Below are 15,874 nucleotides of genomic sequence, written 5' to 3'. Positions count from 1 at the left end.
CGTCCCACTGACCGGCCGGCCCGCGCGGCCGGTCAGTGGGACGCCGACGTCCGCGCCTTGGACCGGAGGCCGAGTGCGGCGTAGTCGTACATCCCGTAGACGGGGTGGACGTAGGCGTTCGCGAGCGCGGGCGGCCGGTACAGCACGGTCTTCTCGGTCAGGAGCGGAACGAAGGCCCCCGTCGCCATGACGGCGCGGTCTGCCTCGGTCCACCGCTGCGCGCGGCGCGTCGGGTCGGGGGTCCGCGCTCCCAGGGCGAGGAACCGGTTCACCCGCGCGTCCCGCAGCTCCATCAGGTTCGGGTTGTTGACCTTCGCGACGGCGCCGGTGAGGGGCCGCAGGAAGGCGTACCCGGTGGGCCGGTTCGTGGCCCAGGAGTCGATCAGTACGCCCAGCCCGTGCCGGTGCACGTACGCGGGCGAACCGGCCGTGCTGCCCCACTGGAACGCCGACAGGGCGGTCACCCGCGCGTCGACGCCGATCCCCGCGAGCGCCTGGCGCAGGGCCTGGGCGGCGGCGACGTCGCCGGGCCGGTCCCCGCGCACGGCGAGGCCCGTGGTGAACCCGCTGGGGCGGCCGCACGCCGCGAGCTCCTGCCGCGCTCGCGCGAGGTCGCGCGGGTAGGGGTCGGCGGCCTGGTACCCGGTGACCGTGGGCGGCAGGACGCCGGTGGCCGGCACGCCCGCGGTGGGGCCGCCGTAGGCGCGCTGGACCGCCGTGCGGTCGACGGCGTACTGGACGGCGCGCCGGCAGTGGACGTTGTCGAACGGCCGGACACGGGTGGACAGCGCGGCGTAGTGCGCGAGCCCGGTCGTCGGGTCGTCGGCCCGGGCCTTCGCGGCGGGCGCGCCGAGGATCGTGGTCCGGGTGGCGGGCTGGACGCCGGCGCCGGCCAGGTCGGCGTCCAGGACCCCCGAGCCCAGCCTCGCGTCGAGGTCTGCGGCGGCGACCTTCTCGGTCACCTCGATGCGGTCGGGCAGCGCCGCGCGGTTCGGATCGTCGTGCCAGTGCGGGTTGCGCACCAGCGTGAAGCCCTTGCCGACGTCGTGCCGGGCGAACTGGTACGGCCCGGTCGACATCGGGTGCTTCTCGTAGTCGGTCCGGGTGTCCTTCGCCTGCGGCACGGGGGCGGTCTGCGGGCCGGCCGCGAGCTGGTCGAAGTCGTAGTCGGGCCGCTTCAGGTGGAACACGACCGTGTGGTCGTCGGGCGTGGTCACGCCGGTGAAGTGGTCGAGGTCGCGGTCGAGGTAGGGGCCCCAGTACCTGCCGGCGAGGGCCTCACGCAGGTCGCGCGGCCCGTGGGTGAGCTGGGCGGTGTAGGAGCTGCGCGCGACCGCGTACTTGACGTCGCGGGCCCGGACCGGGGTGCCGTCCTCGTACGTGATCCCGGGGCGCAGCCTGTACGTCCAGGTCCGGCCGCCGTCGCTGGGCCGCCCGAGCGACTCCGCCAGGTCGGGGACGAGCCGCAGCCCGGCCGAGCCGGGCGCCGCCGCGTAGGTGACGAGGGAGCGCGCGTACAGGCGGGCGAGGTCGGCCTCGTAGGCCAGGCCGACGTCGCCGGGGTCGAGGGAGACCGGGGCGTCCGTGACGGCCAGCCGCAGGGTGCCCCCGCGCACGGTGGACGGGTACACGACACGGGACGACGCCTGATCGAACGACGTGTCGAGGCGCACCGTGGCCGGCCCGCCGCAGGCGGCGGTACCGAGCACGACAAGGACGGCGCAGGCCGCGAATCTACCTCTCACCGGTAAATTATTTCAGTCAGTGCATCATTGGACCAAACGGCCGCATGAGATCTCCGCCACTCGGATGCGGCAGGCCGACGGTCAGGCGAGGCCGGCCTCCTCGGCCGCCTTGGTCACCTTGGCGCCGGCGCCCTCGGGGGCGTTCTCCGGGAAGTGACAGGCGACGCGGTGGCCCGGAAGCACCTCGACCAGCGGCGGCTCGATCGTGCCGCAGATCTCCTGGGCCTTCCAGCAGCGGGTGTGGAAACGGCAGGCCGGCGGCGGGTTCAGCGGGCTGGGGACGTCGCCCTGCAGCCGGACGCGCTCGCGGCCCTTGCGCTTGGCCGGGTCGGGGATCGGGACCGCCGACATCAGCGCCACGGTGTAGGGGTGCATCGGGCTCTTGTACAGCGCCGCGCTGTCGGCCAGCTCGACCAGCTTGCCGAGGTACATCACGCCGACGCGGTCGGAGATGTGGCGCACCACCGACAGGTCGTGCGCGATGACGACGTAGGTGAGGTTGAACTCCTCCTGCAGGTCCTCGAGGAGGTTGACGACCTGGGCCTGGATCGACACGTCCAGCGCGGAGACCGGCTCGTCCGCGACGATGAGCTTGGGCCGCAGTGCGAGGGTGCGGGCGATGCCGATGCGCTGGCGCTGCCCGCCGGAGAACTCGTGCGGGTAGCGGTTGTAGTGCTCGGGGTTGAGCCCGACGACCTCGAGCAGGTCCTGCACGGCCCGCTTGACGCCGCTCTCGGTCGCGATGCCCTGCAGCCGGAACGGCGCCCCGATGATCGACCCGACGGTCTTGCGGGGGTTCAGCGAGGAGTACGGGTCCTGGAAGATCATCTGGAGATCGCGCCGCAGCGGCCGCATCCTGGCCTGGGACACGTGGGTGATGTCCTGGCCCGCGAAGATGATCTGCCCGTCCGACGGCTCCAGCAGCCGAGTGATCATCCGACCGGTGGTGGTCTTGCCGCAGCCGGACTCGCCGACGAGGCCGAGCGTCTCCCCCGCGCGCACCGCGAAGTCGACCCCGTCGACCGCCTTGACCGCGCCCACCTGACGCTTGACGATCGCGCCGCGGGTGACCGGGAAGTGCTTGCGGAGCCCGCGGACCTCCAGCAGCGCGTCGCCGTCACCGGCCGGCCGCTGGTCCGCCACGACCTCGCTGTCGGGTGTAGTCACTGTCTCTCCAGTTCGATCCGGCTCTTCGGCCGGTGCCATTCGACGACGGTACGCGCCGGCGCGGCGTGCCCGTCCCCCACGATCTCCTCGATCACAGCTTCGGCCGGATCTCTTCGTTCCAGATGCGGCGCCGGTCCTCCCTGCCCAGGTGGCAGGCGACACGGTGGCCGGGAGCGACCTCGCGGAGCTCTGGCCGCTCGGTCTCGCTGCGGCCGTCGTTGAGCTCGGAGTACCCGCAGCGGGGACTGAACGCGCAGCCGACCGGGACGTTGATGAGGCTGGGCGGGGAGCCCTTGATGGGCAGGAGCCGCTCGGACCGGTCGCGGTCCAGGCGCGGCATCGAACCGAGCAGGCCCCAGGTGTAGGGGTGCTCGGGCCGGTGGAAGATGTCCTCGGCCGAGCCGTACTCCACACACCGGCCGCCGTACATCACGAGGATGTCGTCGGACAGCTCCGCGACCACGCCCAGGTCGTGGGTGATCATGATGACGGCGGAGTTGAACTCCTCCTGCAGGTCGCGGATCAGGTCGAGGATCTGCGCCTGCACCGTCACGTCGAGCGCCGTGGTGGGCTCGTCGGCGATGAGCAGTTCGGGGTCGCAGGACAGCGCCATGGCGATCATCGCGCGCTGCCGCATGCCGCCGGAGAACTGGTGCGGGTAGTCGTCGACCCGCCGGTCCGGTTGCGGGATGCCGACCCGGCCCAGCATGTCGATCGCGTGCTTGCGCGCGACCTCCTTGCTGACGTCGTTGTGGATCCGGTACGCCTCGATGATCTGCGCGCCGACCGTGTACAGCGGGTGCATCGACGACAGCGGGTCCTGGAAGATCATCGCCATCTTCCGGCCGCGCAGGCGGCGCACCTGCTCCGGTGAGGAGCCGATGACCTCCTGGCCGTCCAGCCAGATCTCGCCGGAGACCCGTGCGTTGCGGCGGTTGTGCAGGCCGAGCAGGCCGAGGCTCGTCACGCTCTTGCCCGAGCCGGACTCCCCGACGATGCCGAGCGTGTGGCCGCGGTCGAGCTGGAACGACAGTCCGTCGACGGACTTGACCAGCCCGTCGTCGGTCGGGAAGTGGATGCGCAGGTCCCGGACGTCCAGGAACGACTTCGGCGCCGTGGCGGCGGCCGGGCCCGCGGTCTGGTCCTCGGTCACGACAGCCTCACCCTCGGGTCGACCACGGCGTACAGGATGTCCACGACGAGGTTGCACAGCACGATGAAGAACGCGCCCATCATCACCACGCCGAGCACGCGCGGAAGGTCGTTGTTGTTGATCGAGTCGATGGCGAACTTGCCCAGCCCCGGCAGGGAGAAGGTGCTCTCGGTGAGCACCGCCCCGCCCAGCAGGATGCCCAGGTCCAGACCGAAGATCGTGAGCACCGGGGTGAGCGTGGACCGCAGGGCGTGCCGGACGATGACGGTGCGTTCGGGCAGGCCCTTGGCGCGCGCCGTCCGGATGTAGTCCTCGCCCATCGTCTCCAGCATGCCCGCCCGGGTCAGCCGGGCGTACAGGGCCGCCTGGAGGAAGGCGAGGGTGACCCAGGGCAGAACCAGGGCCGACGCCCACTGGAGCGGGTTCTGGGTCAGTCCGACGTAGGTTCCGGCGTTGGGGAACCAGTTCAGGTTGTCGCGGAAGATGGCCAGCGACACCAGGCCGGTGAAGAAGATGGGCAGTGAGACGCCGGCCAGCGCGATGCCCATCGAGACGCGGTCGACGGCCGTGCCCCGCTTCAGCGCGGACACCACGCCGGCCGCGACGCCGAACAGCACCCAGATGACCGCGGCGCCCGCCGCGAGCGAGAGGGTGACCGGGGCCCGGTCGAGCAGGTCGGGCCAGACCGGCGTCTGGTTGATGAAGGAGTAGCCGAAGCACGGTGGCCCGCAGTAGACCTTCGAGGGTCCGAAGTCGTAGTGGGCGCCGAGGACGATGCCCTTGACGAAGTTCCAGTACTGGATCGCGATCGGCTTGTCCAGCCCGAGCCGTACCTCGACCTCGTGGATCGCCTGCGGTCCGGCGCTCTTGCCGACGTACCGCGAGGCGAGATCCGCGGTGGTGGCCCCCGTCAGCCTCGGGACGAGGAAGAAGATCGCGAACGTCACCATGCTGACGATGACGAGCAGCGCGATCGCGGCGATCAGACGCCGGATGAGGAATGTGACCACAGTGCCCGGCCACGGTGGCCGGCGGGCGGGTCGCCCGCCGGCCACCGACGGCCTTCACCTGCCTTCTAGGGAGCGGAGGTTACTTCACGCCCATCTGGGCGTAGTCGTACAGGCCGTTGAGGCCCTGGTTCACGAAGACGTTCTTCACGCCCGGCGGGCGGTACAGCAGGCCCTTCACGTTGAGGAACGGCATGATGTACGCGTCGTCCATGACCTTGGCGTCGATCTGCGCCCACAGGTCGTTGCGGGCGGTCGCGTCGGCGGTCGTCGCGGCCTTGTCGACCAGCTTGTCGACCTCGGGGTCCTTGACGCCGAGGTTCGTGTTGCCGGCGTCGCGGATGACGCGGCTGTCGACGATCTGCGACAGGTAGCCGAAGCCCTCCGGCCAGTCCGCGCCCCACGCCATCATGATCAGGCCGAGGCCGTTCTTCTTCACGTACTCCGGCTTGCCGGCGTACAGCTTGAAGTAGTCGCCCTGCGGGAACTTCTTGATCTCCGCCTGGATGCCGACCTTGGCGAGGCTCTGCTGCAGGGCCAGCGCGCCGTTGACCTCCTTGGTCCGCTCGGTGCGGGCCGTGATCACCGTCTTGAAGCCGTTGGGCTTGCCGCAGGCCGCCAGTTCCTGCTTGGCCTTGGCGATGTCGCCGTGGTTGCCCGCACCGGACGGGTAGGGGTTGATGTCCTTGCTGCCGGGGAGCATCGGCATCATCAGGTGCGTGGCGATGTCACCGCCGGACAGCGGGCCGCCGAAGGCGGTCTGCATGGCCTGCTTGTCGGCCGCGTACTCCACCGCGCGGCGGCAGTGAATGTTGTCGAACGGCGCGACATCGCCGGAGATGGCGGTGTACCAGAGGCGGGCCGTCGGAGCGGCGTCGGCGTTCTTCTTCAGGCGCGCCTGCTGCTGGATCTTGGCGGCGGCGGCCGCCTGAACGCCGGTGCCCACGACGTCGCTGTCAAGCGACCCGTTTATGAGGCGGTTGTCGAGGTCGTCGGCGTTGATGCCGAGCTGCACCTCGATCCGGTCGGGCAGCTGCTTGCGGTTCGGGTCGGTGGCGGGGTCCCAGTTGGTGTTGCGGACCAGCGTCATCGACTTGCCCGGCGTGTAGTTCTCGAACTTGTACGGACCGGTGGCGACGACGTGCATCTTGTAGTTGGCGCCCGTGTCCTTCGCCGGCGGGACCGGCATGGTCGCGGGCAGCATCGCGAAGTAGTCGAACGCGGCGAACGGCTTCTTCAGGTGGAAGATGATCGTCTGGTCGTCCGGCGTCTCGACGGCCTTGAGCCCCAGCTTGCCGGGGGTCTTGTCGTTGTAGGGCGAGGTGTAGCCCTGCAGGTCGAGGTAGTCGTTGAAGTAGGTCGGCCCTTGCGGGAACGTCTTCTTGTCGAGCGTCCGCTCGATGTCGTACTTGACGTCCTGCGCCCGGACCGGGGTGCCGTCCTCGTACTTGATGCCCGGCTTGAGCTTGTACGTCCAGGTCTTCAGGTCCGCGCTGTGCTGGCCCGGGCCCTGCGCGAGGTCGGGGGTCAGCTCCGTGCCCTCCTTGCCCGGCACGGACTTGAACATCATCAGCGTCCGGCCGTAGAGCCGGGCGAAGTCCCACGAGTAGGCGTAGTACGTGTCGGCCGGGTCGACGTTGTCCCAGTCACCCGAGTTGGCCAGGCGCAGGGTGCCGCCGGTCTTGGTCGACGGGTTCACGGGCTTGGTCAGCGCGGCGTTGAACGTGCCGTCACCGCCGCTGCCGCCCGAACCGCCGCTCCCGCCGCCACAGGCGGCCAGGGCGAGGGTCGCCGCGAGCCCTGTCGCGACGAGAGGTATTGATCTCCTCATTTGGCTACGTTCCTCCTTGTGGGGGTTTCTTGGAGAAGGCGTGTGGTCAGCGGGCCCGCGGGGCGAGCGCGTCGCGGAGGCCGTCGCCGAACAGGTTGAACGCGAGCACCGTCACGAAGATCGCCAGACCGGGCACCACCATGAACCAGGGGTCGACCGAGTAGATCGGGACCGCCTGGGAGAGCATGCCGCCCCAGGTCGGGGTGGGCTCGCTGACCCCCACACCGAGGTAGGACAGCGCCGCCTCGAACAGGATGTTCGTCGGGATCAGCAGGGTGGAGTAGACCAGGATGGGGGCGACGAGGTTCGGCAGGAGCTCGCGGAAGAGGATGTACGGGGCGCGCGCGCCCATCGCCCGCGCGGCGTCGACGAACTCCCGCTCCCGCAGCGTGAGCGTCTGCCCGCGGATGATCCGGCCGATGTAGGCCCAGTTGAAGAAGCCGATGATGAAGATCAGCAGGGCGATGCGCAGGCCGTTGCCGGAGAGCCCGAACGCCTTGCCCTGGACGACGCCGCCCAGCGCGATCGCGAACAGCAGGATCGGGAAGGCCAGGAAGACGTCCATCGCCCGGGCGATCAGGGTGTCGACCCAGCCGCCGAAGTAGCCGGCGATCATGCCGAGGACGGTGCCGATCACCACGGACAGCAGCGTCGCCAGGAAGGCGATCAGCAGCGAGATCCGGGCGCCGTACACGATGCGGCTGAAGATGTCCCGGCCGTTGGTCGGCTCGATGCCGAGGGGGAACTTCCCGCTGATCCCCGAGTGCCAGGGGCCGTGCAGCGGGCGCTGCAGGTTCGGGTCGATCAGGTCCTGGTGGAACTCGCTCGGCGGGTGCCCGAACCAGTCGCTCAGGAACGGAGCGAAGATCGCCACCAGGATCAGCAGCAGCACCACGATGCCGCCGCCCATCGCGAGCTTGTCGCGCCGCAGGCGCATGAGCGCGATCTGACCGAGGGAGCGTCCCTCGATCTTTCGCGCGCCGCCGAGGACGGCATCGGGCCTGGCCTCGAGCTCCGACCCGGTGACCTCGATCGGTGCGGTCACGACAGGTACCTCCCACGTTGGGCCGCGTTGTTCATCCACGGGCCACCCAGAAGTCCACCTGTGGACTCCCGTGGTTTCGGCCCGTCGGAGAGGGACCGTATCCCCTCCGGGATGACTCTCACGCCCGTGAGCAGGCTGGCGCTAGTACCCGTGTCTCGATTGTGATCCGGTCGTCATCAAGGGCAGACGTGCGTCACGGCAACGCGATGCCGCGAACGCGGAGCGTTATCCCCTGTCGTTATCTTCGCAGGTCATCAACTGATACCACGGTTTTTCAGGATCTGTTCGATCTCCGCCAGGTCCGGGTCGACGGCCGGTCCGGCGGTCGGCCGGCGGCTCTGCAGCTCACCCTTTGACGCCGCGCCCTTGGGTGCGCTCTTCGGTGCGTTCTTCCGGCCGGACCCGCCGTCCGCGGCCGGGCCCTTCCGCAGCATGACGCCGGAGGCGACGTACAGCAGGGCGCCGAGACCGAACAGAGCGACACCGGCCCACTTGACCGGGCTGAAGACCAGGTCCGACAGGAACTTGGTGAGGCCGGTCAGGTAGGCGCCCATCGGCACCATGGACCAGGCGGCGCCCCGCATGCCGGACGCGGCGCCGCGCCTGCGGTAGGCCGCCCAGCTGCCCAGCAGACCCAGCACGGTCGCCGCCAGGCTGATCGTGAACAGAAGGACATCGCTCATCGCACACCTCACCAGCGACCCGGCCGGTCCGCCGCCCGCCCGACGCGGACGGACGCCGCCGGGCCGGCCGGTTCGTTCCGGCCTTTTTCATGACGTCTCCATCCTGACACGTCATGACGCGTTCGGCGCTCCTCCTCCGGGACCGTTCCGGGTACTCCCCGGGCATGACCTCAGGGTCGGATCAGGGCGCGCAGGCGGTCCAGGTCGACCTCGCGCAGGGAGGCGACGACCGTGCGGCGCGGGGCCTCCTCGATCGGCACCACGCTGGGCACGGCGACGACGTGGCAGCCCGCGGCGGCGCCGCTGGTCGCGCCGTTGAGCGAGTCCTCCAGGGCGACGCAGCGGCGCGGGTCGACGTCGAGCAGGCGGGTCGCCGCCAGGTACGGCTCCGGGTGGGGCTTGGTGCGGCTCACCTCGTCCCCGGCCACCGTCACGGTGAAGCTGTCGCGCCCGATCCCGTCGAGGGCGTGCTCCATCAGCGCCCGGTGGGTGGAGGAGACCAGGGCGGACGGCAGCCCGGCGGCGCGGACCTCGTCGAGCAGGTCGCGGGCGCCCGGCATCATCGGGACCTCGGCCCGCAACCGCCGGCCCATCGCGTCGAGCAGCCTGCCGCCGACCTCTTCGGGGGTGGCGGGCACGCCGGTCAGGTCGAGCATGTAGGCGACCGTGCGATCGAGCGAGCCGCCGACCAGGAACTCCTGGTGTTCCGGCCCCCACGAGCCGCCGAGCCAGGCCACCACCTCGGCCTCGGCCTCCAGCCAGAGCCGCTCGGAGTCGAGCAGCAGCCCGTCCATGTCGAACAGGACCGCCTGCAGCACGCGCACCATCTCCTCACATCCCGCGCGGAAACGGGGCACCGAACAACCGCCGACAGCAGGAGCACCTGGGAAGAGTTGGTCATTTTACCGGAGTTGCGGGCCAGGCCTTGCGTCATAATCCGGTCGGCCCGATGATCATGGTCGTACTGCCGGACACGGCCGTCACGGCCGGGAGAGGAGGCACATGACGCGTCTCATCGATCGTTTTCTGGCTCGTGTGGCCCCGAAGGCCACCGTGTCCGCCGGCTGCAGCAACGACCGCTACTGCTCCGGCGGCTTGTACTACCTCCGTCAGTGCTGCCTCGACGAGGGGTGCCACACCCCCGTGATCGGCGCCTGCGGATCACCGTGAGGTCCCTCGCGGCGGGGACGCGACGCCCCCGCCCGCGACGGGTGTTCTGTGAGGAGCGCGCGTGGAACTCATGCGGATCGCGAGCGCCTGCCTGATCGGGCTGGTCTTCGCCGTGTCGGCCGTCTCCAAGCTCCGCGACTTCGACGGCTTCGCCAGGTCCGCTCCCTCCCTGGTGCCGGCGTGGCCCGGTCGTGCCCGGCTCCTGGCGATCGTCACGACCGCGCTCGAGGCGCTGGTGCCCCTGTTGCTGGTCGCGCCGCCCACCACGTCGTACGGCTTCGGTCTGGCCGCCGTGCTGCTGGCCGCCTTCACCACGGCCATCGCGGCCGCGATACGGCGTGGACGCCGTGCGACCTGTCGCTGCTTCGGCCCCTCCAGCGCCCCGCTCGGACCCCGCCATCTCGTCCGTAACGGAGTGCTGTTCTCCTGCGCCGCGCTCGGCGGCCTGTCCCCCGGCGGCCTGCCGCCCGCGGCCGGAGTCGCGGTGGCCGCGGCGACAGGGCTCGTCGGAGCGGTGCTGATCGTCTTTCTCGACGACATCGTCGACCTGTTCGGGAGGAATCCCTGATGCCCTACCTTGCCGCCGCCGTCGTCCTCGTCGGCCTGCTGTGCGTGCTGAACCTCCTCCTCACGCTCAGCCTGATCCGCCGGCTCCGGGAGCAGGGCGCGGCGCAGCCGCGGCACGCCGGGCCGCCGACAGTGCTGAAACCCGGCTCGGAGGTCGGTGACTTCGCCACCACGACCGTCGACGACGAGCCGGTCTCCCGCGCGGACCTCATCGGCCTGGTCGGCTTCTTCTCCGCGGGCTGCGAGCCGTGCCACGAGCTGGCGCCGCGTTTCGCGGGACTCGCGACGGGACTCCCCCGGCTCGCGGTGGTCACCGGTGACGACCCCGAACTGGTCGCGGTCCTGTCGCCGGCGGCCCGCGTCGTCGTCGAGGGCTACGACGGCGTCGTGAGCGGCGCCTTCCAGAACACCTGGACGCCGTCGCTGTACCTCATCGACGGGGAGCACCGGGTGGTGGCCACGGGCGGACGCCTGGAGGACCTGCCCATCGAATCCCCGGTATGAGGACCTCGAACGCGGGCCGGGGACCGGGCGGGCCGCGGCGATGAGACGGCATGCCCGCCTACGGGAACTGGCCGTCGCCGCGGCCGAGGCGACCGCGCTCACCTGGCGGTCGGCGCCCGGCGGCGTCTCCGGATACCTCCTGGTCACCCTGGCCGAGTCCGCCGCGCCGATCGCGACCGCGTGGCTGACGAAGACGGTGGTCGACCGGCTGAAGGCGTCCCAGGGCCCGGTCGCGGGTCCCGCCGCCGCGCTGGTGGCCGCCGGGCTGGCCGCCGCGGCCCTCCCCGGGATCGGCCGCCACCTGCGGGCCCAGACCGGGCGGGTCGCCGGGGTCCGGGCGACCGACCGGTTGTTCGCCGCGACCGAACGCCGGGTCGGGCTGCGGCGATTCGAGGATCCGGTCTTCCTGGACCGGCTGCGCCTGGCGCAGGAGGCGAGCGGCAGCACCGGGTACCTGGTCGACTCCGTCTGCGGGGTCGCGCGGGGCACGCTGTCCCTCATCGGCTTCGTCGGAGGGCTCGACCCGGAGGCCGAGCACGAGGTCCATGCCCAGACGCGCCGCCACCGGGCCGGCCGTACCAGCCTGCTGATCTCACACCGGCTCAGCGCCGTACGGGACGCCGACCTCATCGCCGTTCTCGACGGCGGGCGCGTCGCCGAACTCGGCGAGACGCTGATGACGGCGGGCGGCGACTACGCCCGGTCGTTCCGGCTGCAGGCGGCCGGATACCGGGAGGCTGCCGGGTGAGCCCGCGGCAGGGCTCTCACCCCTGGGAGGACATCGGATGACCTCGCTCGCGGCGGCAGTGGTCGGCCTGCTGGTGGTGGCGGGCGTCGTGACCGGATGGGTGCGCCGGCGCTACCTGGTCGCCACCGTCGACGGCCCCAGCATGGAGCCCACCCTCTACTCCGGCGACCGGCTGCTGGTCCGCCGGACCCGGCGCGTGCGCGTGGGCGAGATCGTGGTGGTCCGGATCCAGCCGCCGACGCTGGACGCGCCACCACCGGACCTCGTCCCGGAGGACGAGCTCCCGGAGGCGCCGGTCGAGCGGATGCACCCGGATGGGTTCCTGTTCGTCAAGCGGGTGATCGCGGTGGCCGGCGACCCCGTCCCGGTGGACCGGGTGCCGTGCCTGCGGGATGCCCCGCACCCGACCGTGCCACCGGGCGCCCTGGTCGTGCTGGGCGACAACGCGGCCACGAGCTGGGACTCCCGCGACTACGGGTTCGTCCACGCCGAGCAGTTCGTCGGCGTGGCGGTCCGCCGGCTCTCCGCGGGGTGACGGCGTCTCCGGACGGCGTCGCGATCGCCGACGCGGCCGTGTGCGGGCCCCCCGCGGCGTCTCCGGACGGCGTCAGGTGTTGAAGTACTTCGCCTCCGGGTGGTGCACGACGATGGCGTCGGTGGACTGCTCGGGGACGAGCTGGAACTCCTCCGACAGCGTCACGCCGATCCGCTCCGGCCGCAGGAGGTCCACGATCTTGGCGCGGTCCTCCAGGTCCGGGCAGGCGCCGTAGCCGAGGGAGAACCGCGCGCCCCGGTAGCCGAGCTTGAAGAACGCGTCGAGATCCCCGGGGTCCTCGCCGCCGAACCCCAGCTCCGCGCGGACGCGGGTGTGCCAGTATTCGGCGAGCGCCTCCGCGAGCTGTACCGACAGGCCGTGCAGCTCCAGGTAGTCGCGGTAGGAGTTCTTCTCGAACAGCTCCTGCGTGGTCTCGCTGATCTTCGAGCCGACCGTCACGAGCTGGAAGCCGATCACGTCGGTCTCGCCGGACTCGCGGGGCCGGAAGAAGTCGGCGAGGCACAGGTGCCGGTCGCGCCGCTGCCGGGGGAAGGTGAACCGGGTGCGCTCGGAGCCGTCGTCGTGGAGCAGGACGACGTCGTCGCCCTCGCTGACGCAGGGGAAGTAGCCGTACACGATGCCGGCCTCGACGAGACCCTCGGTCTGGACGCGGTCCAGCCACATCCGCAGCCGCGGCCGTCCCTCGGTCTCGACGAGTTCCTCGTACGAGGGGCCATCGCCGCCGCGGGCGGCGCGCAGGCCCCACTGGCCCATGAAGGTGGCCCGTTCGTCCAGGTAGGCGGCGTAGTCGGCCATCGGCACGCCCTTGACCACCCGGTCTCCCCAGAACGGCGGGTCGGGGATCTTGTTGTCGGTGGCCACGTCCGAGCGCTTCGGCATGTCCTCGGGCTCGGTCACCTGGAGCCTCGCGCCACCGGTGACCCGGCGGCGGCGCAGCGGCGGCAGCGCCGCGCCGGCCTCGCCGCGCTTGACGGCCATGAAGGCGTCCATCAGGCGCAGTCCCTCGAAGGCGTCGCGGGCGTAGCGGACCTCCCCGTCGAACAGCTCGGCGAGGTCCTGCTCGACGTACGCTCGGGTCAGCGCGGCGCCGCCGAGCAGCACGGGCCAGCGGCCCGCCAGCCCGCGTGAGTTGAGCTCCTCGAGGTTCTCCTTCATGATCACGGTCGACTTGACCAGGAGACCGGACATGCCGATCACGTCGGCCCGGTGCTCCCCGGCCGCGTCGAGGATCGCCGACATCGGCTGCTTGATGCCGAGGTTGACCACCTCGTAGCCGTTGTTGGACAGGATGATGTCGACGAGGTTCTTGCCGATGTCGTGGACGTCGCCCTTGACGGTGGCCAGCACGATGCGGCCCTTGCCGCCCTCGTCGCTCTTCTCCATGTGCGGTTCGAGGTGGGCGACCGCGGTCTTCATCACCTCGGCGGACTGCAGCACGAACGGCAACTGCATCTCACCGGAGCCGAACAGCTCGCCGACGGTCTTCATGCCGTCGAGCAGCACCTCGTTGACGATCTCCAGGGCGGGGCGCTGCGCCAGCGCCTCGTCCAGGTCGGCGGTCAGGCCGTCGGACTCGCCGTCGATGATGCGGCGCTTGAGGCGCTCCCACAGGGGCAGGGCGGCCAGTTCCGCGGCGCGGTCGGCGCGCATCGCGGCGGCGTCGACGCCCTCGAACAGCTCCAGGAACCGCTGCAGCGGGTCGTAGCCGTCCCGGCGCCGGTCGTACACGAGGTCGAGCGCGACCTGGCGCTGCTCGTCGGGGATCCGCGCCATCGGCAAGATCTTGGAGGCGTGCACGATGGCCGAGTCGAGGCCGGCGTTGACGCACTCGTTGAGGAAGACGGAGTTGAGCACGATCCGGGCGGCCGGGTTGAGCCCGAACGAGACGTTCGACAGGCCCAGGGTGGTCTGGACTCTCGGGTGCCGCCGCTTGATCTCGCGGATCGCCTCGATCGTCTCCACGGCGTCGCGCCGGGACTCCTCCTGGCCGGTGCCGATCGTGAAGGTTAGGCAGTCGATGATGATGTCCTCGGGCCGCATGCCCCACTTCGTGGTGAGGTCCTCGATCAGCCGCGTGGCCACCCGCGCCTTCCACTCGGCCGTACGGGCCTGGCCCTCCTCGTCGATGGTCAGGGCGATGACCGCCGCGCCGTGCTCCCTGACGACCGGCATGAGCCGGGCGGTGCGGGACCGCGGGCCGTCGCCGTCCTCGTAGTTCACCGAGTTGATCACGGCTCGGCCGCCGAGCATCTCCAGGCCCGCCTGGATGACCGGCGGCTCCGTGGAGTCCAGCACGATCGGCAGGGTGGAGGCGGTGGCGAACCGGAAGGCCAGCTCCTTCATGTCGGCGACGCCGTCGCGACCGACGTAGTCGACGCACAGGTCGAGCATGTGGGCGCCGTCGCGGGCCTGATCCCGGGCGATCTTCACGCAGTCGTCCCAGCGGGTCTCCAGCATCGCCTCGCGGAACGCCTTCGAGCCGTTGGCGTTGGTGCGCTCGCCGATCGCCAGGTACGAGGTGTCCTGCCGGAACGGCACGTGCTGGTAGAGCGAGGCGGCGCCCGCCTCCGGCCGCGGCCGTCGCGCGGCGACCTCCCGGCCGCGGACCTTCCGCACGACCCGGCGCAGGTGCTCCGGGGTCGTGCCGCAGCAGCCGCCGACCAGCGACAGGCCGAACTCCCGTGTGAAGGTGTCGTGCGCGTCGGCGAGCTGGTCCGGGGTCAGCGGGTAGAAGGCGCCGTCGGCGGTCAGCTCCGGCAGCCCGGCGTTCGGCATGCACGACAGCGCGGTCGTCGCGTGCCGGGCCAGGTAGCGCAGGTGCTCGCTCATCTCGGCGGGACCCGTCGCGCAGTTGAGGCCGATGACGTCCAGTTCGAGCGGCTCCAGGGCGGTCAGCGCCGCGCCGATCTCCGAGCCGAGCAGCATCGCGCCGTTCTGCTCGATCGTGACCTGGCCGATGAGGACCGTGTCGGTGCCGGCCCGGGCGATGGCCCGTTTGGCGCCGATGATGGCGGCCTTCGCCTGCAGCAGGTCCTGGCAGGTCTCGATGATGAGCGCGTGCGCGCCGCCCTCGATCAGGCCGGCGGCGTTGCGCTCGTACGCGTCGCGCAGCTCGGCGAACGACACGTGACCCAGGGTCGGCAGCTTGGTGCCCGGTCCCATCGAGCCGAGCACCCAGCGCGGCCGGTCGGGCGTCGACAGCTCCGCGGCGACCTCGCAGGCGATCCGCGCTCCCGCCTCCGACAGCTCCTCGATGCGCTCGGTGATGCCGTACTCGCCGAGGTTGCCGAGGTTGGCGCCGAACGTGTTGGTCTCGACGCAGTCGACGCCGGCGGCGAAGTACTCCGTGTGGACCTGGCGCACGATGTCGGGACGGGTGACGTTGAGGATCTCGTTACAGCCCTCGTGGCCCTCGAAGTCCTCGAGGGTCGGGCCGGCCGCCTGGAGCATCGTTCCCATGCCGCCGTCGGCCACGACGACCTGGTCACGAAGGGCCTGGCGCAAGGTCTCTGGCGTCGCGCTCATGGGTCCCAAGCCTATCCGCGGCCGCTGGAGCCCGGCTCGTACGCGCCTCGAGGGTGCGGACGTGATCGACATCTCCGTCCGCGTGCGTTCCGTAACCGTTACGGTCGATACGCGTTGTCCTGAACAGCACCATATGCCGGTCCTGATCGTCCACCGCCAGGCCTTGTCCGGCC

14 protein-coding genes are annotated in these 15,874 nt (G+C 71.0%); 5 read left to right on the top strand and 9 right to left on the bottom strand.

Annotated elements, in window-relative coordinates; genetic code table 11:
* Window positions 1–32: 32 nt before the first annotated feature.
* The 8 genes from AB0K82_RS18570 to AB0K82_RS18535 form a co-directional block, all read right to left on the bottom strand.
* Entirely contained in the window at window positions 33–1,745 is a 1,713-nt protein-coding gene (locus tag AB0K82_RS18570) for an ABC transporter substrate-binding protein (RefSeq protein ID WP_364398333.1), read from the bottom strand.
* A gap of 81 nt (window positions 1,746–1,826) precedes the next feature.
* Window positions 1,827–2,912 (bottom strand): dipeptide ABC transporter ATP-binding protein, encoded by a 1,086-nt coding sequence (locus AB0K82_RS18565; protein ID WP_364398331.1) that lies wholly within the window; start codon window positions 2,910–2,912, stop codon window positions 1,827–1,829.
* Window positions 2,913–3,003: 91 nt separating this feature from the next.
* Window positions 3,004–4,065: an ABC transporter ATP-binding protein gene (locus AB0K82_RS18560; protein WP_364398329.1), complete on the bottom strand. Its 1,062-nt coding sequence runs from the start codon at window positions 4,063–4,065 to the stop codon at window positions 3,004–3,006.
* Entirely contained in the window at window positions 4,062–5,075 is a 1,014-nt protein-coding gene (locus AB0K82_RS18555; RefSeq protein WP_364398327.1) for an ABC transporter permease, read from the bottom strand. Before AB0K82_RS18555 ends, AB0K82_RS18560 begins: the two co-directional genes overlap by 4 nt.
* Window positions 5,076–5,154: 79 nt before the next feature.
* Entirely contained in the window at window positions 5,155–6,903 is a 1,749-nt protein-coding gene (locus AB0K82_RS18550; RefSeq protein ID WP_364398325.1) for an ABC transporter substrate-binding protein, read from the bottom strand.
* A 46-nt stretch (window positions 6,904–6,949) separates the two neighbouring features.
* Window positions 6,950–7,948, bottom strand: coding sequence for an ABC transporter permease (locus AB0K82_RS18545; RefSeq protein ID WP_364398323.1), 999 nt, complete (start codon window positions 7,946–7,948; stop codon window positions 6,950–6,952).
* Between the two features lie 254 nt (window positions 7,949–8,202).
* Window positions 8,203–8,631 (bottom strand): hypothetical protein, encoded by a 429-nt coding sequence (locus AB0K82_RS18540; RefSeq protein ID WP_364398321.1) that lies wholly within the window; start codon window positions 8,629–8,631, stop codon window positions 8,203–8,205.
* A gap of 170 nt (window positions 8,632–8,801) precedes the next feature.
* Window positions 8,802–9,458: an HAD family phosphatase gene (locus AB0K82_RS18535; protein WP_364398319.1), complete on the bottom strand. Its 657-nt coding sequence runs from the start codon at window positions 9,456–9,458 to the stop codon at window positions 8,802–8,804.
* A gap of 175 nt (window positions 9,459–9,633) precedes the next feature.
* On the opposite strand from AB0K82_RS18535, the gene AB0K82_RS18530 reads away from it, so the two are divergent.
* From AB0K82_RS18530 to AB0K82_RS18510, 5 genes are all read left to right on the top strand, one after another.
* Window positions 9,634–9,801, top strand: coding sequence for a hypothetical protein (locus tag AB0K82_RS18530; protein ID WP_364398317.1), 168 nt, complete (start codon window positions 9,634–9,636; stop codon window positions 9,799–9,801).
* Between the two features lie 70 nt (window positions 9,802–9,871).
* Window positions 9,872–10,369, top strand: a complete 498-nt coding sequence (locus tag AB0K82_RS18525; protein ID WP_364398371.1) for a MauE/DoxX family redox-associated membrane protein — start codon at window positions 9,872–9,874, stop codon at window positions 10,367–10,369.
* Window positions 10,369–10,872 carry a TlpA disulfide reductase family protein gene (locus AB0K82_RS18520; RefSeq protein WP_364398315.1) on the top strand — a complete coding sequence of 168 codons (504 nt, stop codon included), beginning with the start codon at window positions 10,369–10,371 and terminating at the stop codon, window positions 10,870–10,872. Before AB0K82_RS18525 ends, AB0K82_RS18520 begins: the two co-directional genes overlap by 1 nt.
* 40 nt (window positions 10,873–10,912) lie before the next feature.
* Window positions 10,913–11,620 carry a hypothetical protein gene (locus tag AB0K82_RS18515; protein WP_364398313.1) on the top strand — a complete coding sequence of 236 codons (708 nt, stop codon included), beginning with the start codon at window positions 10,913–10,915 and terminating at the stop codon, window positions 11,618–11,620.
* A 37-nt stretch (window positions 11,621–11,657) separates the two neighbouring features.
* Window positions 11,658–12,155, top strand: coding sequence for a S26 family signal peptidase (locus AB0K82_RS18510; protein WP_364398311.1), 498 nt, complete (start codon window positions 11,658–11,660; stop codon window positions 12,153–12,155).
* A 72-nt stretch (window positions 12,156–12,227) separates the two neighbouring features.
* On the opposite strand, the gene metH is transcribed toward AB0K82_RS18510, so the two are convergent.
* Window positions 12,228–15,701, bottom strand: coding sequence for a methionine synthase (gene metH, locus AB0K82_RS18505; protein WP_364398309.1), 3,474 nt, complete (start codon window positions 15,699–15,701; stop codon window positions 12,228–12,230).
* Window positions 15,702–15,874 lie beyond the last annotated feature (173 nt).

The sequence above is a fragment of the Actinoallomurus sp. NPDC052274 genome (assembly GCF_040679475.1).
Taxonomy (GTDB): Bacteria; Actinomycetota; Actinomycetes; order Streptosporangiales; family Streptosporangiaceae; genus Actinoallomurus; species Actinoallomurus liliacearum.
This window is presented reverse-complemented; position numbering and strand designations above follow the sequence as displayed.